We start from the raw sequence: 26,343 nt of genomic DNA on the forward strand, positions 1-26,343 counted from the left end.
AGTTTCACGGAACTGCTATTAAAAGGGTTTATTTACTTTTCATATATATTTACTTCATCATGCTCATCCACTTCTGCTAATTCAACGACAATCTTTTCGGAGCTGGATGTGGGAATATTTTTCCCTACATAATCGGCTCTAATCGGCAGTTCTCTATGTCCTCTGTCTACTAGCACTGCAAGTTGAATGGAAGAAGGTCTTCCTATATCCATCAATGCATCCATTGCTGCACGGACCGTTCTGCCTGTATACAGTACATCATCTACTAAAATAACTGTTAGATCCTGAATCTCTGTTGGAATATCGGATCCTTTTACAAGTGGGTCCTGGTTATTTGTTTTTTTCGATAAATCATCTCGATACAAGGTAATATCAAGCTCACCAACTGCGATTTTTTTTCCTTCAATTTGAGAAATTTTTTCTGCAAGTCGATCGGCAATATAAATTCCCCTTGTTCGAATACCTACTAGGATGCAATTCTCTATTCCTTTATTTTTTTCAATAATTTCATGTGCGATTCTTGTTAAAGCTCGTCTAATTGCTTGACTATCTAATACAAGTGCTTTTTGTGACATATATAATCACCTTTCTACAAAAAAATCCTCTCAACCGATTTGGAAGAGAGGACAGATTTGTGCATAATTAGCCATTATAAATGGCATATCCGTTTCCTTCTCAACCTCACGGGATTGATTTAAAGGACTTATTTAACTAACCTAATGGTAGTATAAACAACGCTTTTTGTCAACGATTATTTCGCAAATTGTCTATAAGTGTCTCAAAGTATTTCGGAAGTGGTGCTTCGAATTCTTTATATTCACCTGTTTTTGGATGATTAAATCCTAAAATTCCTGCATGAAGCGCTTGACCGCCTATATCCAATGTTTTGCGCGGCCCATATTTGGGATCCCCAGCCAATGGGAAACCAATGTATTTCATATGCACACGAATTTGATGTGTTCTGCCTGTTTCCAATTGACATTCAACAAGTGTAAAACCATCAAATCTTTCTAATACATGAAAATGCGTAACAGCATGTTTTCCTTTATCTACAACTGTCATGCTTTGTCTTTCTTTTGGATCTCGTCCTAACGGGGCATCAATGGTGCCGTAGTCATGTGGAATAGACCCATGTACAAGTGCTTTATATTTTCTTGTTACTGTTTTTGCAACTAGCTGATTGACTAGACTTTCATGTGCTCCATCATTTTTAGCTACCATCAACAAGCCAGACGTGTCTTTATCAATGCGGTGGACAATCCCTGGCCGCATTACCCCATTAATACCGGATAAATCTTTACAATGTGCCATTAGACCATTTACTAGTGTACCGGAAACGTGACCAGGAGCTGGATGTACAACCATCCCTTTCGGCTTGTTTACTACAATAACATCGCTATCTTCATAATAAATATCCAGATCCATTTCTTCAGCTACTACATCTAATTCAACAGGATCTGGGATATCAATCATGATAACGTCATTTAATACCCCTTTATACTTTGTTTTTACTGGGTTTCCATTAACCGTAACATGTCCATCTTTGATCCATGCTTGAACTTGTGTGCGTGACCAATCTTTTTCAATCGTAGAGATAATTTTATCGATTCTTTCATTTACTTGCTCAACTTGAATGATGTGTTCCCTTTTTTCCATTTTCTTTCTCCTTTTTTGCTTCTCTTTCCTCCCTCAGCATGACAATTAACAATAATATAACGCCGATTACTAAACTTGAATCTGCAATATTAAATATCGGAAAATCATAACCGAAGATATAAGTATTAATAAAGTCAACTACATACTGATGTCTGACACGGTCGATAAAATTGCCGACTGCACCACCTAAAATCAATCCTAATGAAACGCCAAATAATCGTTTGCCCTTAGTGCTTGTTTGAATAAAATAACAAATCCCTGCTATAACTAATAATGTGATAATATAGAAAAAAACCATTTTCCCTTGCAAAATTCCCCAAGCTGCTCCAGAATTTCGATGGGAAGTAATATAAAATATATTTTTTATTACTTCGATGCTTTCTCCAAGATCCATATTTTTAGCAACTAACCATTTTGTCCATTGATCAATTAATATAACAAAAAGTGCAATTATGTAATAAAACACTAAAGTTTCCTCCATTTCACAAGTCTCCTTTAGCATTTTAGCATAAACTGCATAAAAACGATAGTTATCCTTTTGTGATGTAGTTATACAATATTACTTACGTTTTCGCTCATAAGCTTATGTTATGAAAACCTTTTAAATTAACTATTTAATGCAGTGATTTTCGATAATAGGATTGAATCTCTTTTACATCTCTTTTCGATTTGATGGTAGGTATCATTGCTAATAACTCTTCCGGAATTAGTTCTCCGGAAATTTCACATGTTCCGAAATCACCATTTTCTAATCGTTTCATTGATGCTTCTACATCATAAAGCTCTGCTTCAATATATTGATTTATTTTTGATTCTCTTTTCACTCTTAATGTTGCTTCCAATTCAATTTGTGTCATACGGAGTTCTGTATAAAGCTTTTCTAAATGCTGATTCATCTGCTTTTCCTCCGTTTCCTGTTGTCATAGTAAGAACATCTTCTAAAATTAGTTTTTCCAGATTGCAAATGAAAAACCAGCTTAACTTTTAACAGTCATAACAACTATTAACGGAGGTGGAAGTATTTTTACATAAATTCTTTTTTAGATTTTGGAATAATACATGTTCTACCACCTTTAAAGAAGAGAACAAAAAAAGCCATGACATAAAAATTGTCATGGCTTTAGGATATTAACAAATGTCCATTATCTAATAATCACATTGCACGGATTCTTATTTCCAAGCCTTCACGCTTCGAAATACAAACCGTCTACACAAACTCAACTTTTAAGCTAAATCTTTGTAGTTTTCTTTTACAACAGATGCACATCTTGCACAAAGTGTTGGATGTTCTTCAACCGTGCCAATATCTGTTGTGACAGTCCAGCATCTTTCACAAGTCTCGCCTTCTGCTTTCGAGACAACAATAGCAGCATGCTCCAGTTTCAATGCTTCTTCAGGAGCAACTTCATATTCTCCTGCCACTTCAAATCCTGAGACAATAAACAATTGTTTTAAATTCTCTTGAATAGAGTTTAACAGTTCATTTGTTTCTTCACTTACATAAAGTGTGATTTTAGCTGCAAGTGATTTCCCGATAATTTTTTGATTACGAGCTTCTTCTAATGCTTTTAATACATCATTACGCAATTGCATAAACTGATTCCATTTTTCTTGTAATGCTTCTCTGTTTTGATGCTCTGTGTATTCAGGGAAATCTGTCAACTGCACACTTTCTTCTGTCTCAGAAGAAATATGAGCCCAAACTTCATCCGCAGTATGTGGAAGAATTGGCGCAACTAATTTTGTTAAACTTAGCAAGCTTTCATATAAAACAGTTTGAATCGCTCTTCTTTCAAGATTATCAGCTGCTTCAATATATAAAACATCTTTTGAAAAATCTAAATAGAATGAACTTAAATCAAGGGTACAGAAATTATTAATATTATGATAAATCGTTGAAAATTCGAATTTATCATAGGCTTCCGTTACGTTTTTAACCAGATTGTTCAGTTTAACGAGCATAAATTGATCTACTTCTCGAAGATCCTCATATGCAACACTATTTGTTTTCGGATCAAAATCTGCTAAATTTCCTAATAGGAAGCGGAATGTATTTCTGATCTTACGGTATCCCTCTGTTACTTGTTTCAATATAGCATCAGACACACGAACATCTGCCTGGAAATCAACTGAAGCAACCCATAAACGAAGAATATCAGCTCCCAGTTGGTTCATTACTTTAGATGGCACCATAACATTTCCTAGAGACTTACTCATTTTTCTGCCTTCTCCATCTAAAACGAAGCCATGGCTTAACACCCCTTTATAAGGAGCTTTTCCAGTAACAGCAACTGCTGTTGATAACGAAGAGTTAAACCAGCCGCGATATTGGTCAGATCCTTCTAAATAAAGATCTGCAGGTCTTTGTAATTCTTCTCTCTCTTCCAATACAGATTGATGAGAAGAACCAGAATCAAACCAAACATCCATAATATCTGTTTCTTTTGTAAATATTCCGTTTGGACTTCCAGAATGCGTAAATCCTTCTGGCAATAATTCTTTTGCTGTTTTTTCGAACCAAATATTGGAACCATGTTCTCTAAATAGGCTAGAGATGTGATCAATTGTTTCATCCGTAATAACACTTTCGCCATTTTCCGCATAAAATACCGGAATTGGCACTCCCCATGCACGCTGTCTGGAAATACACCAGTCACCACGGTCGCGAACCATGTTAAAGAGTCTTGTTTCTCCCCATGCTGGAACCCACTTTGTTTCTTTTACTGCATCTAAAAGTTCATTTCGGAAGTCTTTTATAGAAGCAAACCATTGTGCAGTAGCACGGAAAATAACTGGTTTTTTCGTTCTCCAATCATGCGGATAAGAATGTGTAATAAATGCTAATTTTAGCAGAGCACCAACTTCTTCTAACTTTTCAGTAATTGGTTTATTTGCTTTATCATAAAATAACCCTTCAAATCCAGGAGCTTCTGAAGTCATTACTCCTTTATCATCAACTGGACACAGCACTTCTAAGCCATACTTCTGACCTACAAGAAAGTCATCCTCACCATGTCCTGGTGCTGTATGGACACAACCAGTACCAGCATCTGTTGTAACATGTTCTCCAAGCATAACAAGTGATTCACGATCATATAAAGGATGTGCTGCCTTTATGTTCTCAAGCTCAGAACCTTTTACCTCTTGTACGATCTTAGCCTCTTGCCATTCTATTTCTGTTTTTACTGCTTCTAATAAGTCTTTTGCCACTAGATACTTATTTCCTTTTTCCTCCACTACAACATAAGTTAATTCTGGATGAACGGAAATTCCTAAATTCGCTGGAATGGTCCATGGTGTTGTCGTCCAAATAACAATTTGAACATCTTCGCCAATAACCCCATTTCCTTCTTTCACTTTAAAGCCAACATAAATGGATGCAGACTGTTTGTCTTTATATTCAATTTCTGCCTCTGCTAATGCTGATTCACTAGTTGGAGACCAATATACTGGTTTTTTCCCTTTATAGATATATCCTTTTTTCGCCATTTCACCAAATACTTTAATTTGTTGTGCTTCATATGCCGGTTTTAATGTAATATAAGGATTTTCCCAATCAGCGCGAACTCCTAAACGTTTGAATTGTTCTCTTTGGCTATCGATTTGCCCAAGTGCATATTCTTCACAAAGTTTACGGAATTCAGCAACCGTCATTTCTTTACGTTTTACCCCTTTATTTGTAAGAGCCTGTTCAATTGGCAGACCATGTGTATCCCAGCCTGGAACATATGGAGCGTTGAAGCCAGTCATTGATTTATATCGAACAATAAAATCTTTCAAAATTTTATTTAATGCATGTCCAATATGAATATCACCGTTTGCATATGGTGGTCCATCATGCAAAATATATTTTGGACGATCCTTTGTACGTTCTTGCACCTTTTCATAAATACTCATTTCATTCCATTTTGTTTGAATTTCCGGTTCGCGATTAGGAAGATTTCCTCTCATCGGAAAAGCTGTTTTGGGCATAAGCAATGTGTCTTTGTATTCCATTTATACGTTCCTCCATTTTAAATTCTCTTTGTATTCATGTTCGCTGTTCTGCTTTTATTATGTATAAGATGAGTAATCAATCTTACTATTATTATAGGCAACATAAGCTGTTAATTAATCAGTACATAACAAAAAACCCCTCATCCCATAAAAGGGACGAGAAGGTTAGATTTATCCCGCGGTACCACCCTTATAGACAGAAGGCAAGCTTCCATCCACTTTGAGCATTTTGTAACGGTAATGAACCGCCTTTTCCTACTTGCATTTTCAAAAAAGGTACTCAAGGGTGATTTTCCAATTTTCTGCTTATATCAGGCTCCCACCATCCCTGATTCGCTTCTATAAGCTACTGTTAATTGTACTGTCCCTGTCCACGCAAACATGAATATACTTTTGTTAAAAAATTATAGGCTATAATAGCACTGTTCGTCAAGATATGATTATTATTTTGAGGAATTCAGTTCTGTCGCATCTAATTCGTATTCCAATAGATGATCCCAATCATCATTGTTTAACATATCCAATTGAGCTTCAATGAGCATTTTAAATCGAGTTCGGAAAACTTTAGATTGTTTTTTCAATTCTTCAATCTCCAATGCGATTTTTCTTGCCTTTGATAATGATTCATTGATAATGCGATCTGCATTTTTTTCAGCTTCTTTAATGATTAGCTTTGCCTCTTTTTGTGCATTGCGCTTTACTTCTTCTGCTGCCTCTTGTGCTACGACAATTGATTTATTTAATGTTTCTTCTATATTATTATAATGTCCAATTCGATCTGTTAGTTCATTTAATCTTTCTTCCATTGCTTTTTTCTCACGAATTATGTTTTCATAATCTTTTATTACTTGATCTAAAAACTCATTTACTTCGTCTTCATCATATCCACGAAACCCTTTACTGAATTCTTTATTGTGAATGTCTAACGGTGTTAATGGCATGATGCCACCTCCCAAGCTTCAATTTCTTTTCATTATTTGTTTTATTATGTATCATTCTACATCAATTCGACAGTTTTAATGTAATTCCTTCAAATTTTTTAAGAAATACGGCAAAAAAAGAGAAGGAGGGACAAATTAATTACCTTTGAAAATATTGTAACATAGTTAGGTTGGAAAGAAACTATTCTTTTTGGAAAGAAAAGCAAATGTTTTTTCTTGTTTCTAAGCTACCCTGAAAAAAAGGTTCCGCAGCCGGAATACACTTCGCTTTCCTGTGGGCGAGCGCCGAGCCGCTTCGTCGCTACGCTCCTACAGGGTCTCGTCTTTCTCGCTTTCCCACGGGAGTCTTTGTGTATTCCACCTGCTCCCTGCTTTAAACTTAGGACATAAAACAAATAGAAAGCTGCTTCTTTTCATTAGCCATGTTGGATGGGTGTCTACCTGAAAATAGGATTTGGCTCTCTCAATGAGTCCGCATCCTGCATACACTTCGCTTTCCTGCGGGTGAGTGACGAGCCTCCTCGCTGCGCTGCGGGGTCTCGTCTTTCTCACAATCCCGCGGGAGTCTTCGTGTATGCAGGCTGCTCTCTGTTTTAAGAAACAAAAAACTTAGGGAAACTGCTTTTTTTATGGGTCATGGCGTGACTTTTATTCGTAAAAGGTTAGGGTTTCTTTTTGATGTTTCTGCTTGATTTAAATGAATTTACTTTATTTTCCCCACGACGACTCTCCATTTGTCTTTTTTTGTTTTTCCTTCTATTTCTTTCACAATCGATCTTCCTTGTCCTCTTACCGAAAGTACATCTCCTTCTTCGCAGACGAAAGCTACTTGCTCGATTACTGCAAAATTCACTTTTGTTAAGCCTTGTGTAATATAGCTTTGTGCCTTTTGTCTGGAAATATTGTATATTCCGGCAAGGACTGTATCTAGTCTTAAAGAGGATATTGTAGTGCTTGATTCTATCCAGTTTTCTTCTGGATGTAGAACATTTTCCCACTTTTCCTCTAGTAACTGTACTTTCGCTTTTCCTATGGAGTCTAGCTGCAGGCGTATATAATCTTTCATCTCTTCGCATACAATCAATTGAATTCTGTTATCTTTTATGATAATGTCACCGAATTTACCTCTTGCTAGCCCCAATGACATTAAACTTCCAAGTACTTGAGGGTGTTCGATTGTGATAAATTTTTTCGGGTAATCAATTTCCAGTAAAGCTAGCTGAAAATCATTTTCCTGTATCTGATAGTAATCTGGATAAAGCAGTGCTCTTTTACGTTCTGCTTCATCGGTTCCACCTGAAAGGACATATTGAACCGGTTGATTTTGGCCGATGATCATGCTGACTATTTTTTGTTCTCGAGGATCTAAAAAATCTGTCAGCTTTGGTGCATAAGAATTTTCCACCTCATTTCGCCATGCATGCGCTTGATCAATAAAGTCTTTTTCTTCTGGACGAAAATGCTGATAGATTGACATTTTTTTCTCCTTTTCCTGTTTATAAAAACTTTTATAACAAGGCTCCCCTGAAAAGAGGTGCTTTCGCTGTGGGTATTCTAGTACTATTTATATAGGAGTTTCACTGTTTCCGTATTAAAGCAATAGTATCTTTTAACATAAAAAAGAAAAAGGCATGCTCACCGCCTTTTTCTTAAGTTTATTTAGATGAACCAATTAGCTAATTGACTAACGCCTCCGCTTGCTAATTTCAAGACAAAAAAAGCAACAATTGGAGAAATATCGATCATGCCAATTGGCGGAATAAACCTTCTAAATTGTTCTAGATACGGCTCACAAATACGTGCTAAAAAACCGCCGACAGCTGTTTCCCTTGCATTTGGAATCCATGACATTAGAATATAAATAATCAACGCATAAGAATAATATTGTATTAGCTTATGAATAACATAAAATACTATTTCCATTAAACTCTACCACCTCGTATTTTCAAATTCAGTTTCTTGAAGTATCTGTGAGATATTCCCTGAAACTTCTACATTATCCGGGGTACATAAAAAGATATCGGTTCCAATTTTTTGGATATCTCCACCGATGGCATATACGGTGCCACTAAGAAAATCGACAATTCTTTTTCCTTGATCTTTTTCAATACGCTGCAAATTGACGACAACTGCCCGTCTGTTTTTCAGTTGATCAGCAATATCCTGTGCTTCCGCATAAACCCGAGGCTCCACTAAAAACACTTTTGATGCTTTTTGTACACTTTGCAAGCTAACAACATTTTGTTTTTGCTGTGTGGATGGATGCTGATTGGAAACATGCTGCTGATGCTGTGACTGCTGTTGCTTATAATTTTTTGCAGGTTCAGCTTCTTCTTCGTATCTTTCTTGTTCTTCATCATACTCATCTTCTAAAAAAAAGAATGTTTTTATTTTTGATTTTAAACTCATTTTTTTAGCCTCCTATTTCTCGTTTCCTACTAAAGCAGTTCCAATTCTTACCATGGTTGCTCCTTCTTCGATAGCAATCGAGTAATCATTTGACATTCCCATAGAAAGCTCGCTACATGGTGCATAGTTTAACTGTAAATTTTGAATAGCTGTTTGCAGTTGTTTTAATGTTTGAAAGCAATAGCGCAGGCTTACTTCATCGTCAGTAAAAGGGGCCATTGTCATTAAACCAACGATTTCAATATTTGTATATTCCGCTAAATTTTCGATAAAACGAATGGTATCTTTAGGTGCCAATCCATGTTTTGTTTCTTCTTGCGAAACATTTACTTGCACAAAACATTTTATCGTTTTATCGGCGCGTTTATGTATCTCTTTTGCCAAGCTCAAACGATCAAGTGAATGAATATAGTCTACATGGTTAATAATACTTTTTACTTTCCTTGTTTGCAATGAGCCAATGAAATGCCACACAGGCTTGTCCTTTAAAACTTCCTGTTTGGATAAAAGTCCTTCTTCCCGATTTTCTCCTAAATGTACCACTCCAGCTTCTAATGCTTCTTGAGCTCTTTCTATTGTAACATATTTTGTCACAGCAATTACGGTAATATCATCCGTTGAACGATTTGCTTTCATACATGCTTCTTCTATATTTTTATTAATTTCAGCTAAATTACCTTTTACAAACATTTAAACGATAACATCCTCTCTCCAGCCAATAAAACTCATCATTCTTCCAGTCTTTCCATTATCCCGCCGGTGGGAATAAAAATAGTCTTGATGCTTACTGGTGCAATAATTCGTTATTTGAATATGCTTTTCATTCACTCCAGCTTTTTCTACTATTTGCTTATTAAGCTGCTGCAAATTTAATGCATATTGATTTGGCGATACATATTGATACGGTTTAGCGTCATTATGCTCCAATATTTTCTCCACCTCGGTTATAACCCGATAATCAACAACATAGTTTGCTTGAGAAATGGAAGGGCCGATCACAACCAATATTTCGTTTGCTTTTATGTGATGAGCAGAAAAAATGGCAATCATTTCTTTTGCAATACATTGCACCGTCCCTTTCCAGCCAGCATGAGCAATTCCAATCGCACCAGTTGCAGGGTGAAAAAAATATAACGGCACACAATCAGCATAACATAATGTTAATAAAACACCTTTGTCCACCGTGAATAGTCCGTCTGTATCAGAAATGGCAGATTCATAATCAGTCGCACCTGTTCCTGCAAGTTCCTTTGTCACTATTTTAACATTCGTTTTATGTGTTTGCTCTGCACCAACCCATTTTTCTATAGGAAAGTTCAACTTATCTGCTACTATTTTCCGGTTGGCGCAGACCGTTTCTTTTGCATCATTTACATGAAAGGCAAGGTTTAAGCTTGCCAAGTCATTGCTGCTTTTCCCTCCATTTTTAGTAGTGAATCCGGCTTTTAAATGGGGGTATGCATGACACCAATCACTAATTGTGAAGAACTCTTCTTCTTTTAAAATAAATGGCTCCATTTTTATGTCCTCATTGTTTTTTTCTAGTGTACCATAGACCAAGTATTTTGGTCACAAAAAATCATTTTTTAGTTTGTTTCTTCCACCTCTGTTAGTGCCAAATGATTATTATAGCGTACTAATATAACGTCTTCCCCAATTTTCAAAATATTACTCCATGGAATTACTATATCTGCTTCTCTTGCAAAAAAACCAAGTACCTTTCCAGGACCACCAATAATAATTGACTCAATCTTTCCTGTTTGTAAATTAATATCTATATCTCCTATATTACCCAGCTTTTTTCCATTAGCAACATTTACAACATCTTTTATTTGAAAATCAGATATTTTCATCATTGTTCACTCCTACCATCTATTTAACAGATTATTTATCTATTTGGAATCAAATGTACGGCCTTAAATAAATTATATGTTGGCAGGAGGAAAAAATAGTACAAATTCTATTGTTCTGCTTTATTTCCCTAATCCTGTACGCCAGAGCTAGACATACAAAAAGACCGCTCTTTTTAGCGGTCTTTTAAGGATATACAAATAAAATTAGCTTTGTATATTTTTATTCATTTGTTTGATAGCAGCTTTTTCTAATCGTGATACTTGAGCTTGTGATATTCCAATTTCATCTGCAACTTCCATTTGTGTTTTTCCTTGAAAAAACCGTTTTCGCAAGATAAGCTTCTCACGATCATTCAGTCTTCTCATGCCCTCTTTTAATGCAAGCTCTTCTACCCATTGGATATCCTTGTTTTTTTCATCACTTAACTGATCCATTACATAGATTGGATCTCCACCATCATTATAGATTGGTTCAAAAAGGGAAACAGGATCTTGGATAGCATCTAATGCAAAAACTATATCCTCATGGGGGATATCCAACTCCTTCGCTATTTCCTCAGCTGTCGGTTCTTTGGATGTTTTACTCATTAAACGCTCTCTTACCTGCAATGCTTTATAAGCAATATCTCTTAAGGACCTTGATACCCTAATTGGATTATTATCGCGTAAGTAACGACGTATTTCTCCAATGATCATCGGGACAGCATAAGTGGAAAACTTTACGTTTTGACTTAAATCAAAATTATCAATAGATTTCATTAGACCAATACAACCAACTTGAAATAAGTCGTCAACAAATTCGCCTCTATTATTAAATCGTTGTATAACGCTTAAAACAAGGCGCAGATTTCCGTTCACCAGACTTTCTCTTGCGGTTATATCTCCCTGATGCATTTGCTTGAAGAGCTTTCTCATTTCTTCGTTTTTTAAAACTGGAAGCTTTGATGTATCAACACCGCAAATTTCTACTTTATTTCGAGTCAATCTATTTCCCTCCTCATAGGAGCTGCTGTTCAAAAAACAGTATTTCCTTGAGAAGGAAAAATATGCATGAACGAATTTTGCAATATTTTCACATGATAAAAAAAACCTTGTTTATACTTATAAAACAAGGTTTTTTTCACAAAAATATTTTTTTAAAGAATAATAAAGGTAATTATATTTTTTAACTCCTTACACCATTTTGTTAAATTCTTTTTTCAGTCTTTTAATGATTCTTTTTTCTAATCGAGAAATATAGGATTGAGAAATTCCTAACATGTCAGCCACATCTTTTTGTGTTTTCTCTTCACCAGTTCCTAATCCAAACCGCAGTTCCATGATTTGCTTTTCTCTATTGGAAAGCTGATGCAATGCTTTGATTAATAGCTTTTTATCCACATTCGCATCTAAATCTTTTGTAATTATATCATTCTCTGTCCCCATTACATCTGATAATAATAATTCATTTCCATCCCAATCAATATTTAAAGGTTCATCAAACGAAACCTCTGAACGAATCTTATTATTTCTTCTTAAATACATGAGTATTTCATTTTCAATACATCTTGAAGCATATGTAGCAAGCTTAATTTTCTTTTCAGGATTAAATGTATTCACTGCTTTGATCAAACCAATCGTACCAATGCTAATTAAATCTTCAATGTTGATGCCAGTGTTTTCAAATTTTCTAGCTATATAAACGACCAAACGAAGATTTCTTTCAATTAGCATAGAGCGTGCTGCTGGATCTCCTTTTGGAAGCTTTATTAATAAGGCTTCTTCTTCTTCTTTGCTTAATGGAGGCGGCAATGCTTCACTTCCGCCAATATAAAATACTTCATCCGATTTAATTCCTAATTTTATTAATAATTTATACCAATAATAAGTGAGTCGTAGCTTTAATTTTTTCATAATTGTCCTCCTTCTAAATGATGAATTTTATGAGTATAGTATACTAACTAACTTTCTCACTGTTTATGATTTTCCGACCTGTCAGCATTTTTGGATGTACTATGCAATCGAAAGAATCATCGGAAGATAATTTCTGTTTTGTAAACGAAATAAGTCCTTTTTCCACATTGATTATTTCTTGATCTGTTGTAATAAAAAGGTCCTTTGGTTTGACTGCAATAATTAGTTGATGTTCCTTTCCCACTACTTTATAAGGAATAATGCGCATTTTAGCTTCCCACTCTTCCGCAACCTTTTTTTCACCATTTATGATTGACTCTGCATCCTCCGCGAAAGCAAGTAAATCATCTGGAATATTCATATTTAACTGGCTTAAAGATACGAACATAACAGGTATTCTCGTAATTGGATCATATACCTGATTCCCGCTGTCAACTAACCCCCTTACAGAAAACTGTTGGTTTGCAAGTTGAAATGATACTTGAACCATTTGGTCATACTTTATTTTTGTCATTTCAATTCCCTCAACATTTCTTTTGGAGAAATGCCATGCAAGGGGGAATCCAATTAACACAAACAACCAGCTAATAGGATCTCCAAACCCTTTTACACTTGCGAGTAAAACAGAAGAAGATAATTGAAAATCAAATTGGACAAAGTAATGTGTGCCTATTAATGTGCCTCCAATTAAAAAAGTCGCAAAATAAAAGGTCATAAGGCCACTTATAAAATACCGGAATTTTTTATAACCAAAAGCCGTTAAAATCATTACAATCGAAAATAATAATTTAGACAATGGGTGACTTGTGTACACATGAAGGGGAGTAACAGCAAATAAAATAATGAGACTCCCTATAAAACCACCTAACGTGATTCTCCAAATACTTGCATTTCTTTTTAAGACGATTGCAGTTAAGTAGAGTAGCAGACTGTCAAATAAAAAATTTAATAGCCATATTACATCTAAATAAATGGCCAAATCCAAAGCCTCCTCTCTAAAAAGCACAATGCTGTATTATTCATTCAACATTCTAGATGAGATAAACGCTTTAAGAGTGATTTCCTGTTAGAGAATTTTCTAGAGTACTAAAATTGTTCATCCTTTCTTACTCTATTAATCTGTTACGACAAAGTATAACCTACATTGTCTAGGAAAGTGTGTCACTTTCTGTAATCAAAAAAACAGAAATTTCCTCTATTCTGAACAGATTTTGTCATTATTTATCATCTGCCAATAATTTAATATTCTAAAGTTTAATTGTCAGTTTTTTATGAAGAAAAGCGCGGGGCGCCTGGTTTCGCCCAAAAGAAAAATGTTCTCCTGACTCAAAAAGTTTTTTTACTTTTAAAGGCAAAAAGTTAGCTTTCACAAAGACTAGTCGCTAAATGCAGATCAACGCTGCGTTATCCACCAACCTATTCCGTTTATTATTCTTTTAGACGACAAAAAAAGCCTAAGAGTTTAGACTCTCAGACTTTTTATTTACTTTATTATTATGTTATCTTCTACGATTTCTATTACGTAGGAATGTAGGAATATCTAGCGTTTCTTCCCCTTGTGGTACAGAATCTCTTCTAGTATTTTCCTTCGTATTGGAGTGTGGCTGTTGTTCTTCTCTTTTTGGTTCGCGTTGATTACTTGTTGGCGCATTATTTGGTTTCGAACTGCCAAATGAAGGTCTAGCAGAAGGTTGTGTAGGAATAACTTCCGTATTAAAACCAGTTGCAATAACTGTCACAACGATTTCATCCTTTAATTCTTCATTAATAACAGAACCAAATATCATATTTACCTCTTGATCAGATGCAGAAGCAACAATATCTGCAGCTTCCTGCACTTCATAAAGGCTTAAGTTTGTGCCGCCCGTAATATTCATTAATACACCTTGTGCTCCATCAATAGATTTTTCCAACAATGGAGAGGAAATAGCTTTTTTCGCTGCTTCAGATGCACGATTTTCACCAGCTGCAACACCGATTCCCATTAATGCTGATCCCTTATTCGCCATAATCGTTTTCACATCGGCAAAATCCAAATTGATTAATCCTGGTGTAGCGATTAAATCTGAGATACCTTGTACACCTTGTCGCAGTACATTATCCGCTTCTCTAAAAGCTTCAAGCATTGGAGTGCTTTTATCTACAATTTCCAGCAAGCGATCATTTGGAATAACAATTAATGTATCTACCGCTTCCTTCATTGCTGAAATCCCGCCAGCAGCTTGTGTAGAACGTTTTCTGCCTTCAAATGTAAATGGTCTTGTAACTACCCCAACTGTTAATGCACCTAAATCACGTGCTATTTGTGCAATAACTGGCGCGGCACCAGTTCCTGTTCCACCGCCCATTCCAGCAGTAACAAATACCATATCAGAGCCCTTAAGCGCTTCTTCAATTTGTTCTTTGCTTTCTTCCGCGGCTTTTTTTCCAACTTCTGGGTTAGCACCTGCACCTAATCCCCTTGTTAACTTTCCGCCAATTTGCATTCTTATTTCCGCTTTCGATAGATTCAATGCTTGTGCATCTGTATTCACAGCAATGAATTCTACACCTTGAACACCATGTTCAATCATTCTATTAACAGCATTGTTTCCGCCGCCGCCAACACCAATTACTTTTATCGTAGCTAACGAATCTATATTAGTATCAAATTCCAACATGACAAATCCTCCTAATTCGTCGATATTCAGCAGTATCGAACTGTCCGCGTCTCAAATCTTTGGTGATATGGAGTAAATATTCCACTCAATAAATCCCACTAGTAATCTTTTACATTTAATCGAAAAAATAGCCCATAAACTTTTTAAATTTAGATGGTTCTTTTTCAGTTGCCTGTTTTTCATAGACAGGCTTTTGTGCAGATTGTTTATGATTTCTTTTTTCTTTGCTTTCTGCTGCAGCTACTGGAACTGCTTGGTGAATATTTCCACCTTGAAGTTTGTTATTTTTATAGGAGAATTTAATTAAACCAACTGCAGTAGTATATTGTGGCTCTCTTACTCCAATATAATCAGGAATCGCAATTCTCACTCGATTCTGATACATATCTTGTGCTAACTCCAAAATTCCTTTCGTATTAGCGACACCGCCTGTTAACACAAAGCCACCAGGCAGGTCATATACTCTTAATCTTTTTAGTTCATCTACAATTAATTCAAACAATTCTTCTATTCTTGCTTCTATGATATCAGAAATCTCTAATTGATTAAATTGTTGATGTTGATCACTGCCAATTATCGGTACGCTGAATACTTCCTCTTCCGAAGCATGATCATAAAATGCATATCCATATTTTATTTTGATTTTCTCCGCATCTTCCGTAGTTGTACGAAGACCAATGGAAATATCTTTTGTGATATGGTCTCCTCCTATCGGAAGTACACTAGTTGTTTTCAAAAAACCATTCTCAAAAACTGCAATAGTAGTTGAGCCGCCGCCAATATCTATAAGAGCAACACCAAGGTTCTTTTCATCTTTTGATAATGCAAAAGAACCCGCTGCCAGTGGCTGTAAACAGATATCTACAATTTCAAGTCCAGCTTTTTCCACGCATCTTAGTGTGTTATGTAAAATAGTTTTACTGCCTGTTACGATAATTCCTTCCATTTCTAAGCGGACACCAATCATTCCTCTTGGATCAGTAATTTCATCCAAACCGTCCACAATAAACTGTGTTGGAATGATATCAATTATTTCTCTTTCTGGGGGAATAGAAACAACTTGTGCTGCTTCCTTCACTCTGATAACATCCTCAATGGTAATTTCACGATTTTCACTTGACACTGCAACAACCCCATGGGATGGCTGCAGATTTACATGATTTCCCGAAACGCCAACAATCACTTGATTGATTTCTACACCGACCATTCTTTCCGCTTGTTCGATTGCTTTTCGAATGGAATGAACTGTTTCATCTATATCGACAATTGAACCTTTTTTTAAACCTTCAGAAGGAACGATGCCTACTCCAATAATGTTTAAAGATTCGTTCATCATTTCACCGATGATTACCTTTACGCTGGATGTACCGATGTCTAGACTCACATAAAACTCATTGCTGTTCATTCTCGGGCACCTCCTTTTGCATTTTAAATATAAGTGAACAACAAATTATATTATTTAACGAATTCCTTTATTGTTTGGGAGATTTTAATTTGACAATAAATCTTTATGGAAACTTGTCCATTCCTAAACAATTATAATTATTTTTACTGTAACTATTCGCCAAAACTAATGTATTCCCTTTTTTATCGTTTATTTTTTTTTACTTTTTGACGTTTACTTTCCCATTTTGTTAAAACAAGCCTTCTAATAACTGCTATATTTTGGAATAAACGGACACCAAAGGCAAAAATAGCTGCTAAATATAAGTCTACACCAAGATGCACACCGAGAAAAGCTAAACTTGCAGCTAATAAAATATTAAAAAAGAATCCAGTAACAAATACTTTTTGATCATAAATATTTTGCAGATGGGCACGAATTCCTCCAAACAATGTATCTAGTGCTGCAAGAACAGCAATGGATAAATAATTCTCATATTGTTCTGGAATGGTTATATCCGATAACAACCCCAGAACAATTCCTACTATCAACCCAAAAACAGGCAGCCACACTAAGAACCGCCTCCTTCAGTGTCCTCTTTAACTGGCTTAATGAAACGTATTGCAATTGTATTTTGATAAGCTGGCACCTTTATTTTTTTGGCAGGTTTTTTTATTGTTAATAGGAGATTATAAACAAAAAATTCATCAGCAGATTTTGAAACTTTCATCCGATTGTATAATTTTTCTGCATTTTCCATATTTTCAGTGATAATTTTTAGTTTTATCGGATGATTATCCAATGGATATCCATCAATTTTTGTTACATTATTAATATCTCTAATCGATGTGGTATTAATTAAACGCTGCTCATTTATCGCTATTTCTTTCGCACCATACATATTCAGTTCATTTATCAATCTTCTTAATAAATCAGCAGTTATTTTTCCTGGTTCTTCGCCCAATAAAATTTCTTCGTTTACAGGTTCAATCAAAATAACCAATCCTGGACCGCTAGATTCTATTAGACCAATCTCTTCTTTTAATTCTGCAATGGTTCCTTGTAAAACCTGCTCTTTACTGCGTAATTGGTCATTTTTATATTTTTCCAATTTATCATTTGTTGAACGGATTTCTTCTAACAGCTTTAGTTCCATTTCTTTTTCCTTCAACATATCTTCTCTTAATTGCCAGCTATCTCTTGTATCACGTAATTCAGGCTCTTTCACTGTTCGGAATTGAACAGCAATCATGAAACCGATAATTAACGTGATAATCGTCATAGTGAAAAGTTTTTTATCCACAAATCATCATACTTTCTATTTCTGTTTCCTTTAGTATGTATTTTATAATTATTCCATAAGTGATCCATAGCCCAATTAGCACTTACTAGAAAATAAAATCACACTCAACTTCTTTTCACTTCAGTTTCCAATAAGAGGCTCTATTTGAATTGTTTCCTTTTTTTCCAGCGTAAATCGAACATTTTCATTAACTAAAATATCCTTTACTCCGCCAGAAATATTTAGTGCACCTTCTAAAACATCACCATCACCAATTGCTGTGATAACAAAGGGAGCCGGATGCTGATACCCATCGATTTCAATAACAGGTCCATTACAAAGGATATATGACTGATGGGATAATCGCTGACCATTTATGCTAATAGCGGTTGCACCTGAGACATAGAGTTCATTTACCACTTGAAATATATGGTGTTCATGGACAAGATAGTGATTAACATTATTGTCTTTTGGATTGTAATCACCATCTTCAAGTGTAATGACAACTCCCTCTCCTTTTACCGGTACTTTTCCTAAATACATACGATATTTTTCTGCATCTTCTGCTAAGTCCGAAAAGGTTTGAGCTTCTGTTGAAAGTTCTTTTTCAAAATGAAGCAGCTTATATTGTGCATTTTTTAATTCTTTTTGTAATTGATTATTTGTTTCTTCTTGTTTAATCAATTCATTTCGCAAAGCTAAATCTTTTTCAAACTGACTATCTGTAATTTTCGGTTTTTCTTTTTCTTCTTCTGTCAATTGATAAGCAAAGGAGACAATAAAGCCTAAAATAAGAAAAACAAAGGAAAAGATAACATGACTTCCCTTCACTTTCTTTTTCAATTTTCCTTTTCCCCTTCCTTTTTATACTCTTTAAAATAAGAACCTACTTCTAAATCAATAATGCCCTTCTTTTTAGGATTTAATTGGCTAATGATAGATGGATAATGTTCCATTTTATCTGCAAATGTATTTAACGAAGCTACCACTTCAAACCCATCATTCATAAACGCATTTATATGGTACGCATCTGTTTTTTTGGGAGTATATTGAATTTCAGATATGCTATTATACACTTCTTTTGGAAGTTTCCCCAACTCACTTACCATCTTTTCCAATATATGATCTTCCTTAAAGCCAATAATAATAGGTGCATCGGATGGTGTGATTTCCGTCTCTCTATCTGTTAGCATTTTCCCCGACTCAATGATTGGCACATATTTATTCCCTTTTAATAAATAGGCAAGCCTTTTGTATTCCTTCACAGAAATAATCACTTTGTTAGGAAACACTGTTGTTACTTTGGTAGATTTTATATCAGAAAAACCATTGATTTTTTCTGCCACTTTCTTTTTGTTAATTTTCCACATATTCGTATTTTCGGTTATTCCACTTAGCTTTTCTATTTCTTCTTGTTTTGTTAGTCTATTTCCAGTTACTTCAATGTCTTTTACATGACTCAGAGGTGATTGGAAATAAATAATACAACTAATTAGCAGAAAAAAAAGCATAAGTAAAAAAATGAGTCGGCGATTCGCTTTTTTTCGTCGCTGCTGTTTTAACTTTGGAATACGATCTTCTATGGAAACAATCTTTCCTTTTTCCAAAAAATAATCACCTCATCAAATAACAAGCTATATAGTTGATGTCCATAATCCATTGGGACACTGTATGAAGGCATCTTTTATTTCATTCTAAGTGGGATTTTCACTATAAATAATGCAAAATCTCCCTTTGAATTGTTTCTCCAAGTCTTTCGTCTACCATTTGTTTAGTAGAAAGCTTCTGTCACTATAATCTTCTGTTTTTATTTGAAAAATCCTTCACTTTTTTCCATAAACAGGCTTTAATTGTATATACAATATGCTCTTTTCAATTTTTTCATTATATCACAAGAAAAGCGCAAGCGCCTTGTTCAGCCTCGAAGAAAAATGTTCTCTTGAATCAAAAAGTGTTTTTTACTTTTAGAGTCAGGAGGTTATCTTTCACAGGGGCTAGGCGCTGAAGCTAGACAATAGAAAAGCGCAAGCGCCTTGTTCAGCCCCGAAGAAAAATGTTCTCCTGACTCAAAAAGTGCTTTTTACTTCATGTTATAATATGTATTTTGGAAGTCTCGCCTGTCCCGCAATTCCCAACGAAAGATATTATGACTCATTTACAGCTCCAAATATAGAAAAAATATCCAATGCAACCATCATTATACACTATTTTGATTATATGTGGCATACTGCCCCTCTTTGACGTACCTCATTTTACTATATTTTAAACATTATCGTGTAAATCAATCGAAATGATATAAAATTGTAATACAGTATCATCATACTGAAATTGTATTTAAATAAAACAAACTTTTTTTACAATTTATTGTTTTTTTCTGGAAAATCCAATGTCGTTGTCACATTAACATTGGTTGCCAGCAGAATCATACCATTATGCGTTTCCTGGAGCAACACTTTAGATAAAAAAATGGGAAGATAGTTACTCTTTAAAGGAAAAATAGGAACGCGGAAAAATACATAAATATTTCCATAGAAAAAGATGGTCCGATTCGGATCCACCTTTAAATGAATAAAACTATTTTTTTATACAGCTTTTTTAATAACGAGAATATCTGCTTACATTTAATAATACGCCGATTGCCACAAGCATCAATGTTAACGAAGAACCCCCGTAGCTTAAAAAAGGAAGTGTTATTCCCGTAACCGGCATTAATCCGGTAACAACGCCAATATTTATCATTACTTGAATGGCAACCATTGCAATAATGCCAACAGCTAAAAAACTTCCAAATAAATCTTGTGCCCCTAAAGCAATTCTTATCCCTCGCCATAATAACAAAGCAAAAAGCAACAAAATAAGTGATCCGCCAATAAAGCCAAGTTCTTCTGAAAGAATGGCAAAGATAAAGTCAGTTTGCGGTTCTGGCAAATAAAAAAACTTTTGTCTGCTTTCTCCCAATCCTAATCCAAACAATCCTCCTGGACCGATTGCATATAATGATTGAATGATTTGAAACCCACTTCCTAATGGATCTGACCATGGATCAAGAAAGGATGTGATCCTTTTAATACGATATGGAGCAGATGCTACTAAACCGACAAAACCACCTAAACCAATTAAGCCGAGAATAACAAAGTGACGAATTCTTGCTCCTGCAATAAAAATCATCACAACACTTGTCCCCACCATCACCGTACCAGTACCTAAATCCGGCTGAAGCATAATCATGCCAAATGCTAAGAATACAATTCCTAATGCAGGAAGCAGCCCCTTTTTAAAAGACGTGATTTTTTTTTGATTTTCTGATAAAAACTTTGCTAAAAAAGCAATCATCGCCATTTTCATAAACTCTGATGGCTGAATAGAAAACGCGCCTACTCCTATCCAACTTCTTGAACCGTTCCGCACATTCCCTACACCTGGAATTAAAACAAGTACTAATAAAACGAAACAAATAATTACAAGCATCTTTGCCCATGTTCTCCATGTCCAATAATCAATATTCATGATAAAAAACATTGCAACAATTCCTACTCCAGCAAAAAGCATCTGTCTTTTCGCAAAGAAGAAGGAATCATCAAATTTAAATTCTGCCCACACAGCGCTAGCGCTGTAAACCATAATTAACCCGATAGCCAGCAATGTAAAGGTAATAATCATTAATATTATATCTGGAGTCGCTTTTTTTGTCGGCACTTCTACCACACCTCGAGTTGCAAGTATTAGGGCTTGCAAAAGACTCAAGAAAACTTTATTTCCGCTTAAAACGTAAAGATCTGTGAAGTTTCCGTAATGTCTGCCTCTTTACACTTTATTCTAAAACAACGATCTAATCAGTATGACAAGCCCTTATTTAAGCTTATGCACCGCATTGATAAAAATGTCTCCTCTAACTTCAAAAGTTTTATATTGATCCCAGCTTGCGCATGCTGGTGAAAGAAGAACGACATCCCCTTCTTCTGAAAAATCAAAAGCAACAGGTACAGCCTTTTCCACATTATCGACACGTTGAATGTTTTTTATTCCAGCCTGAAGTCCTAAACGTTCCATCTTTTCTGCCGTTTGTCCAAAAGTGATCATTGCTTTTACATTTTTCAGCGCTGGCAGCAGCTCGTCAAATTCATTGCCCCGATCCAAACCACCTGCAAGGAGAATAACGGGTGCTGTAAATGCTGCAAGAGCATTTTTAGTCGCCAGTATATTAGTCGCCTTGCTATCATTGTAAAATCTGCGCCCTTTGACCTCGTCTATAAATTGAAGTCGATGTTTAACACCTTTAAACGTATTTAATACAGCAAAAATGCTTTCGTTAGTGACGCCTGCTAATTTTGCTGCTGCAACAGAAGATAAAATATTTTCCAAATTATGCGCCCCTGGCAAGACGATATCTTTTACATCCATTATTTTTTCATCATGAAAATAAATGCTGCCGTCTTTTACGTAAGCACCGAATGGTAATGGTCTTACAGTAGAAAAAGGAATAATTGTCGCTTTGCTGCTGCGGGCAATTTTCATTACTTCCTCTTGCTCTAAGTTCACAATCAAAAAATCATTTTCATCTTGATTTTTTGTGATATTCCCTTTTGCCTTCGCATACTCTTCCCTTGTACCATGATAATCCAAATGGGCATCATAAATATTTGTTATAATCGCTATTTTAGGTTTAAATTGATCAATCCCCATTAATTGAAAAGATGATAACTCTATCACCATATGATTATTCTGTTCTGCCTTTTGAGCAACACTTGAAGCAACCATTCCAATATTTCCAGCAATCAGCGGTTGTTTATTGTCTTTTTCTAACATATCAAATAAAAGAGTTGTCGTGGTTGTTTTTCCGTTAGAACCAGTTATCGCTAAGAATGGCGCCTCTGAAATACGATAAGCAAGCTCCACTTCTGTTATAACAGGGATTCCTTTTTCCATCGCACCTTTAATCATCGGATTAAAATATGGGATTCCCGGATTTTTAACAATCAACTGAAACCCTTCTTCTAATAGTTCAATTGGATGACTGCCGCAAATAACAGTAACGCCCTGTTCGAGCAGTCCTTGTGCTTCTGGATTTTCGTCTAATGGTTTGCTGTCATTTACTGTTACAAATGCTCCTAATTTATGCAGTAATGCCGCTGCACTTACCCCGCTTTTAGCGAGTCCAAGCACTAAAATCTTTTTATGATGATAATCTTGTATTTGTTTCATTTATAACCACACCTCGATATAGATTCCTAGAACAGCAAATAATAACCCAACACTCCAGAATGTAACAACTACTCTCCACTCTGACCAGCCAACCAGTTCATAGTGATGATGCAATGGACTCATGCGAAAAATTCTTCTGCCTGTTGATTTAAAGGATATCACCTGCAAAATAACAGACAATGTTTCAATAACAAACACCCCGCCAATAAGAATAAGAAGTATTTCTAATTTCGTTAAAATAGCAATCGCGGCAATCGCTCCCCCAAGAGCTAATGATCCAGTATCTCCCATAAACACTTTTGCAGGATGTGCATTAAATACTAAAAATCCTAATACCGCACCAACAATTGCTACTGCAAATATACTAATTTCATATTGAGACTGACTCCAAGCTAAAACGGCAAACGCCCCAAAGCTGACAGCTGCACTTCCCGAAACCAGCCCATCTAAACCATCTGTTAGATTTACTGCATTGGAAAAACCAACTAACCAGAAAACAATAAATAATACATAAAACCATCCTAAGTCAAAGGATTTATCAACAAAAGGAATATGTATAGCTGTTGAAAAATTCGTTTGCTTTAAGACAAAATAGACAATAACGGAAATAATAATTTGCCCTAATAATTTTTGTTTGGATGTTAAGCCTAAATTACGCTTCATTACCACTTTAATAAAGTCATCTAAAAAGCCTAATAATCCAAAACCTAACATAACAAACAGCAATAAATAAGTTTTTGTCGTTGGTTCTGAAAATTTATTTGTCATAACTAATGTTGTAACCACAACTGATAATAAAATCATAACGCCGCCCATTGTTGGCGTTCCTGATTTTTTTTGATGCGATTTTGGTCCTTCTTCTCTTATGCTTTGTCCGAATTTTAATCTTCTCAAGAAAGGAATAACAATTGGAGAGATTAATACGGTAATTAAAAATCCTAATAAAATCGTAAAAAAGATCACTTGCTCCAACATGTTATTCTCCTCCTTTCTGTTCGTTTGCTATATGTGCCTGTAGGAATTCTTTTATTACCGCTATATCATATGTTTCTACTTCTTTATTCAGACTTGTTTCTTTTTTATAAATAAATTTTGTCATTTTCGTTTCTACTTGCTGCTTTTCATAAATTTCTATCATTTTTTTTAAGCCTTTCTTCAGATCTTTTGTATAAAATATTGGAAAGTGATTTGGTGTATAGGTAGGAATTGTTTTTTCATTTTCCCATATTGCACCGATTGCACCATTTGCGATTGCATCTTTCAATTCTCCTGATGCGCTGCCAAATAACGGGACAAAAAGTCCTTTTGGCTGCTTCACATCGGCGAAAAACGAAACCGTTTGAAATAATATTTGGTCATCTCTAAAACCTTTCGAATTAGGAATGGCTTGCACGATCAGCTTATAAGACAGTTCCATTTTTACGCTCCTCAATTGCTGCTTTCGCCACAAGACGATCATCAAAATCAAATACTTGCTTGCCAATCTGCTGATATGTTTCATGTCCTTTACCAGCAATTAGAATAATATCTTTTTCTTTAGCATTGTTCACCGCATAATAAATTGCTTTTTTTCGATTTTCGATTACTTGATAGGTTTCTCCCTGTACGCCTGCTTCCATGTCCGTTAATATTTGCAGAGGATCCTCACTTCTTGGATTATCACTTGTAAAAATCGCATGATTTGCGTTTTCACAAGCAATTTTTGCCATAATAGGACGTTTCGTTTTATCTCGGTCGCCACCACATCCAACGATCACATAAATATCTTTTTCAGCAATTTGCTGCACTGTTTTCAGAGCATTTTCCAAACTGTCTGGCGTGTGAGAATAATCGACAATAACAGAAAAATCCTGCCCAGCATCCACTGTTTCAAACCTTCCAGAAACACCTTCGACCTTTTCAATAGCTTTAATAATTGTGTCTATTGAGATCCCACAAACTATCCCTGTGGAAATACTTGCCAACAAATTATAGACACTGAATTTGCCGACCAATTTCATGTTTATAGGAAAATCTCCAATTGGTGTATGTAATAGAAAACTAGTACCTGAAGCTGTCATTTTGATATTTTTTGCAGAAACATCTGCATCCGTATCAATCCCATATGTCAACACAATGGCGGTCGTTTGTTCACTGTATTCCTTGCTGCACGGGTCATCATTGTTTAGAATAGCATATTTTGGCTTCTCCACCGAAAATGTATTGCCTAATCGAGTAAATAAAAGTCCTTTAGCCCGTTTATATGCGTCCATCGTTCCATGATAGTCTAGATGATCCTGCGTAAGATTAGTAAACACTGCTACATCATAATCACAGCCGAATACTCTTCCTTCCACTAAGGCATGGCTTGACACTTCCATAACAGCCGTATCTACACTTGATTCGACCATTTGATGAAAAATTTTCTGCAGCGTTACCGGCTCTGGTGTTGTATTTTTTGTTTCTTGAATTTCATCATTAATTTTTGTATACATGGTGCCAATAATACCAGTATTTCGCTTAGCCTCTTTTAATATCGCTTCAACTAAATGGCTTGTTGTTGTTTTACCATTCGTACCTGTAATTCCTATTAATTGCAGCTTCTGTGTTGCTTGACCGTAAAAAGCATCCGCCAAAATACTGCTTGCTTTTTTTGTATCTTTTACAACAATAACAGGGATAGGAAGATTTAATGGTTTTTCCGCAACAACAGCCACCGCACCTGCTTCATACGCATTTTTCGCAAAGTTATGACCATCAACAGTAAAACCTTTTATACAAATAAATAAACTGCCTTGTATTACTTTACGATTATCATTTTCAATCGATAAAACGTCGATGTCTTCTCCCGTATAATCAGTGTACGGCTGTAAACTTTTTAGTAGTTGTTTTAATTGCATTTCCTCAATTCCTCTTTTCTATCAGTCCATATGTAATCTTTGTAGAGGTTGTTCAAAAAGCCCGGTAGAAAAAGACACGTCAAATTTCTTCGTGGCTTAATCTTCGCTTCACACGTATTTAACTAAAAACGCTCACGTCCTGTGAGCAACATTGAAGTCACCACATCCTGCGAAAGGCCGATGCTCAG

The 26,343-nt window shown here is 35.4% G+C and carries 26 protein-coding genes and 1 other annotated feature; all 26 genes read right to left on the reverse strand.

Translation table 11 applies throughout. The features are described from left to right. Window positions 1-32 precede the first annotated feature (32 nt). The gene (gene pyrR / locus AC5LWL_RS15180) at window positions 33-575 is read right to left on the reverse strand and encodes a bifunctional pyr operon transcriptional regulator/uracil phosphoribosyltransferase PyrR (protein ID WP_493435088.1); all 543 of its coding nucleotides are present in this window, start codon (window positions 573-575) and stop codon (window positions 33-35) included. Window positions 576-744: 169 nt separating this feature from the next. After that, window positions 745-1,656, reverse strand: coding sequence for an RluA family pseudouridine synthase (locus AC5LWL_RS15185; protein ID WP_493435089.1), 912 nt, complete (start codon window positions 1,654-1,656; stop codon window positions 745-747). After that, entirely contained in the window at window positions 1,625-2,137 is a 513-nt protein-coding gene (lspA, locus tag AC5LWL_RS15190) for a signal peptidase II (RefSeq protein WP_493435090.1), read from the reverse strand. The genes AC5LWL_RS15185 and lspA overlap by 32 nt, the downstream gene beginning before the upstream one ends. 133 nt (window positions 2,138-2,270) lie before the next feature. Next, window positions 2,271-2,552, reverse strand: a complete 282-nt coding sequence (locus tag AC5LWL_RS15195; RefSeq protein WP_493435091.1) for a hypothetical protein — start codon at window positions 2,550-2,552, stop codon at window positions 2,271-2,273. Window positions 2,553-2,880: 328 nt separating this feature from the next. After that, window positions 2,881-5,652, reverse strand: coding sequence for an isoleucine--tRNA ligase (ileS, locus tag AC5LWL_RS15200; RefSeq protein WP_493435092.1), 2,772 nt, complete (start codon window positions 5,650-5,652; stop codon window positions 2,881-2,883). A gap of 149 nt (window positions 5,653-5,801) precedes the next feature. After that, window positions 5,802-6,035: a binding site (T-box leader), on the reverse strand. A 60-nt stretch (window positions 6,036-6,095) separates the two neighbouring features. Continuing rightward, complete coding sequence (locus AC5LWL_RS15205; protein ID WP_493435093.1) at window positions 6,096-6,593, reverse strand: DivIVA domain-containing protein; 498 nt, start codon at window positions 6,591-6,593, stop codon at window positions 6,096-6,098. Between the two features lie 703 nt (window positions 6,594-7,296). Next, window positions 7,297-8,070 (reverse strand): YlmH family RNA-binding protein, encoded by a 774-nt coding sequence (locus tag AC5LWL_RS15210; RefSeq protein ID WP_493435094.1) that lies wholly within the window; start codon window positions 8,068-8,070, stop codon window positions 7,297-7,299. A 182-nt stretch (window positions 8,071-8,252) separates the two neighbouring features. Then, window positions 8,253-8,516, reverse strand: coding sequence for a YggT family protein (locus AC5LWL_RS15215; protein WP_493435095.1), 264 nt, complete (start codon window positions 8,514-8,516; stop codon window positions 8,253-8,255). 6 nt (window positions 8,517-8,522) lie between these two features. Further along, window positions 8,523-9,002 (reverse strand): cell division protein SepF, encoded by a 480-nt coding sequence (locus tag AC5LWL_RS15220; protein WP_493435096.1) that lies wholly within the window; start codon window positions 9,000-9,002, stop codon window positions 8,523-8,525. Window positions 9,003-9,014: 12 nt separating this feature from the next. After that, the gene (locus AC5LWL_RS15225) at window positions 9,015-9,692 is read right to left on the reverse strand and encodes a YggS family pyridoxal phosphate-dependent enzyme (protein ID WP_493435097.1); all 678 of its coding nucleotides are present in this window, start codon (window positions 9,690-9,692) and stop codon (window positions 9,015-9,017) included. Then, window positions 9,693-10,520 carry a peptidoglycan editing factor PgeF gene (pgeF, locus tag AC5LWL_RS15230; protein WP_493435098.1) on the reverse strand — a complete coding sequence of 276 codons (828 nt, stop codon included), beginning with the start codon at window positions 10,518-10,520 and terminating at the stop codon, window positions 9,693-9,695. It lies immediately after the preceding gene. 68 nt (window positions 10,521-10,588) lie between these two features. Then, entirely contained in the window at window positions 10,589-10,858 is a 270-nt protein-coding gene (locus AC5LWL_RS15235) for a YlmC/YmxH family sporulation protein (RefSeq protein WP_493435099.1), read from the reverse strand. A 201-nt stretch (window positions 10,859-11,059) separates the two neighbouring features. Then, window positions 11,060-11,839 (reverse strand): RNA polymerase sporulation sigma factor SigG, encoded by a 780-nt coding sequence (gene sigG / locus AC5LWL_RS15240; protein WP_493435100.1) that lies wholly within the window; start codon window positions 11,837-11,839, stop codon window positions 11,060-11,062. 189 nt (window positions 11,840-12,028) lie between these two features. Further along, the gene (gene sigE, locus AC5LWL_RS15245) at window positions 12,029-12,748 is read right to left on the reverse strand and encodes an RNA polymerase sporulation sigma factor SigE (protein ID WP_493435101.1); all 720 of its coding nucleotides are present in this window, start codon (window positions 12,746-12,748) and stop codon (window positions 12,029-12,031) included. Between the two features lie 43 nt (window positions 12,749-12,791). Then, entirely contained in the window at window positions 12,792-13,727 is a 936-nt protein-coding gene (spoIIGA, locus tag AC5LWL_RS15250) for a sigma-E processing peptidase SpoIIGA (protein ID WP_493435102.1), read from the reverse strand. Between the two features lie 520 nt (window positions 13,728-14,247). Next, window positions 14,248-15,408, reverse strand: coding sequence for a cell division protein FtsZ (gene ftsZ / locus AC5LWL_RS15255; RefSeq protein WP_493435103.1), 1,161 nt, complete (start codon window positions 15,406-15,408; stop codon window positions 14,248-14,250). A gap of 115 nt (window positions 15,409-15,523) precedes the next feature. Further along, the gene (ftsA, locus tag AC5LWL_RS15260) at window positions 15,524-16,813 is read right to left on the reverse strand and encodes a cell division protein FtsA (RefSeq protein WP_493435104.1); all 1,290 of its coding nucleotides are present in this window, start codon (window positions 16,811-16,813) and stop codon (window positions 15,524-15,526) included. 182 nt (window positions 16,814-16,995) lie between these two features. Further along, window positions 16,996-17,364 (reverse strand): small basic family protein, encoded by a 369-nt coding sequence (locus tag AC5LWL_RS15265; RefSeq protein WP_493435105.1) that lies wholly within the window; start codon window positions 17,362-17,364, stop codon window positions 16,996-16,998. After that, window positions 17,364-18,095, reverse strand: coding sequence for a DUF881 domain-containing protein (locus tag AC5LWL_RS15270; RefSeq protein WP_493435106.1), 732 nt, complete (start codon window positions 18,093-18,095; stop codon window positions 17,364-17,366). Before AC5LWL_RS15270 ends, AC5LWL_RS15265 begins: the two co-directional genes overlap by 1 nt. A gap of 120 nt (window positions 18,096-18,215) precedes the next feature. Continuing rightward, complete coding sequence (locus AC5LWL_RS15275; RefSeq protein ID WP_493435107.1) at window positions 18,216-18,917, reverse strand: DUF881 domain-containing protein; 702 nt, start codon at window positions 18,915-18,917, stop codon at window positions 18,216-18,218. Next, complete coding sequence (locus AC5LWL_RS15280) at window positions 18,914-19,681, reverse strand: cell division protein FtsQ/DivIB (RefSeq protein WP_493435108.1); 768 nt, start codon at window positions 19,679-19,681, stop codon at window positions 18,914-18,916. Before AC5LWL_RS15280 ends, AC5LWL_RS15275 begins: the two co-directional genes overlap by 4 nt. A gap of 988 nt (window positions 19,682-20,669) precedes the next feature. Continuing rightward, a complete protein-coding gene (spoVE, locus tag AC5LWL_RS15285; RefSeq protein ID WP_493435109.1) occupies window positions 20,670-21,770 on the reverse strand; it encodes a stage V sporulation protein E in 1,101 nt (366 codons plus the stop codon). Window positions 21,771-21,923: 153 nt separating this feature from the next. Beyond that, a complete protein-coding gene (gene murD, locus AC5LWL_RS15290; RefSeq protein ID WP_493435110.1) occupies window positions 21,924-23,276 on the reverse strand; it encodes a UDP-N-acetylmuramoyl-L-alanine--D-glutamate ligase in 1,353 nt (450 codons plus the stop codon). Further along, window positions 23,277-24,251, reverse strand: coding sequence for a phospho-N-acetylmuramoyl-pentapeptide-transferase (gene mraY / locus AC5LWL_RS15295; protein WP_493435111.1), 975 nt, complete (start codon window positions 24,249-24,251; stop codon window positions 23,277-23,279). Between the two features lies 1 nt (window position 24,252). Next, window positions 24,253-24,693, reverse strand: a complete 441-nt coding sequence (locus AC5LWL_RS15300) for a hypothetical protein (protein ID WP_493435112.1) — start codon at window positions 24,691-24,693, stop codon at window positions 24,253-24,255. Continuing rightward, window positions 24,677-26,155, reverse strand: a complete 1,479-nt coding sequence (locus AC5LWL_RS15305; protein ID WP_493435113.1) for a UDP-N-acetylmuramoyl-L-alanyl-D-glutamate--2,6-diaminopimelate ligase — start codon at window positions 26,153-26,155, stop codon at window positions 24,677-24,679. The genes AC5LWL_RS15300 and AC5LWL_RS15305 overlap by 17 nt, the downstream gene beginning before the upstream one ends. Window positions 26,156-26,343: the final 188 nt, after the last annotated feature.

Source organism: Niallia sp. WK069_GA_01 (assembly GCF_983173855.1).

What these genes read in the sequence shown, in the direction of transcription:
- pyrR (WP_493435088.1), bottom strand. Translation starts at nt 575, where the DNA reads ATGTCACAAAAAGCACTTGTATTAGATAGTCAAGCAATTAGACGAGCT.
- AC5LWL_RS15185 (WP_493435089.1), bottom strand. Translation starts at nt 1,656, where the DNA reads ATGGAAAAAAGGGAACACATCATTCAAGTTGAGCAAGTAAATGAAAGA.
- lspA (WP_493435090.1), bottom strand. Translation starts at nt 2,137, where the DNA reads ATGGAGGAAACTTTAGTGTTTTATTACATAATTGCACTTTTTGTTATA.
- AC5LWL_RS15195 (WP_493435091.1), bottom strand. Translation starts at nt 2,552, where the DNA reads ATGAATCAGCATTTAGAAAAGCTTTATACAGAACTCCGTATGACACAA.
- ileS (WP_493435092.1), bottom strand. Translation starts at nt 5,652, where the DNA reads ATGGAATACAAAGACACATTGCTTATGCCCAAAACAGCTTTTCCGATG.
- AC5LWL_RS15205 (WP_493435093.1), bottom strand. Translation starts at nt 6,593, where the DNA reads ATGCCATTAACACCGTTAGACATTCACAATAAAGAATTCAGTAAAGGG.
- AC5LWL_RS15210 (WP_493435094.1), bottom strand. Translation starts at nt 8,070, where the DNA reads ATGTCAATCTATCAGCATTTTCGTCCAGAAGAAAAAGACTTTATTGAT.
- AC5LWL_RS15215 (WP_493435095.1), bottom strand. Translation starts at nt 8,516, where the DNA reads ATGGAAATAGTATTTTATGTTATTCATAAGCTAATACAATATTATTCT.
- AC5LWL_RS15220 (WP_493435096.1), bottom strand. Translation starts at nt 9,002, where the DNA reads ATGAGTTTAAAATCAAAAATAAAAACATTCTTTTTTTTAGAAGATGAG.
- AC5LWL_RS15225 (WP_493435097.1), bottom strand. Translation starts at nt 9,692, where the DNA reads ATGTTTGTAAAAGGTAATTTAGCTGAAATTAATAAAAATATAGAAGAA.
- pgeF (WP_493435098.1), bottom strand. Translation starts at nt 10,520, where the DNA reads ATGGAGCCATTTATTTTAAAAGAAGAAGAGTTCTTCACAATTAGTGAT.
- AC5LWL_RS15235 (WP_493435099.1), bottom strand. Translation starts at nt 10,858, where the DNA reads ATGATGAAAATATCTGATTTTCAAATAAAAGATGTTGTAAATGTTGCT.
- sigE (WP_493435101.1), bottom strand. Translation starts at nt 12,748, where the DNA reads ATGAAAAAATTAAAGCTACGACTCACTTATTATTGGTATAAATTATTA.
- ftsZ (WP_493435103.1), bottom strand. Translation starts at nt 15,408, where the DNA reads ATGTTGGAATTTGATACTAATATAGATTCGTTAGCTACGATAAAAGTA.
- ftsA (WP_493435104.1), bottom strand. Translation starts at nt 16,813, where the DNA reads ATGAACAGCAATGAGTTTTATGTGAGTCTAGACATCGGTACATCCAGC.
- murD (WP_493435110.1), bottom strand. Translation starts at nt 23,276, where the DNA reads ATGAAACAAATACAAGATTATCATCATAAAAAGATTTTAGTGCTTGGA.
- mraY (WP_493435111.1), bottom strand. Translation starts at nt 24,251, where the DNA reads ATGTTGGAGCAAGTGATCTTTTTTACGATTTTATTAGGATTTTTAATT.
- AC5LWL_RS15300 (WP_493435112.1), bottom strand. Translation starts at nt 24,693, where the DNA reads ATGGAACTGTCTTATAAGCTGATCGTGCAAGCCATTCCTAATTCGAAA.
- AC5LWL_RS15305 (WP_493435113.1), bottom strand. Translation starts at nt 26,155, where the DNA reads ATGCAATTAAAACAACTACTAAAAAGTTTACAGCCGTACACTGATTAT.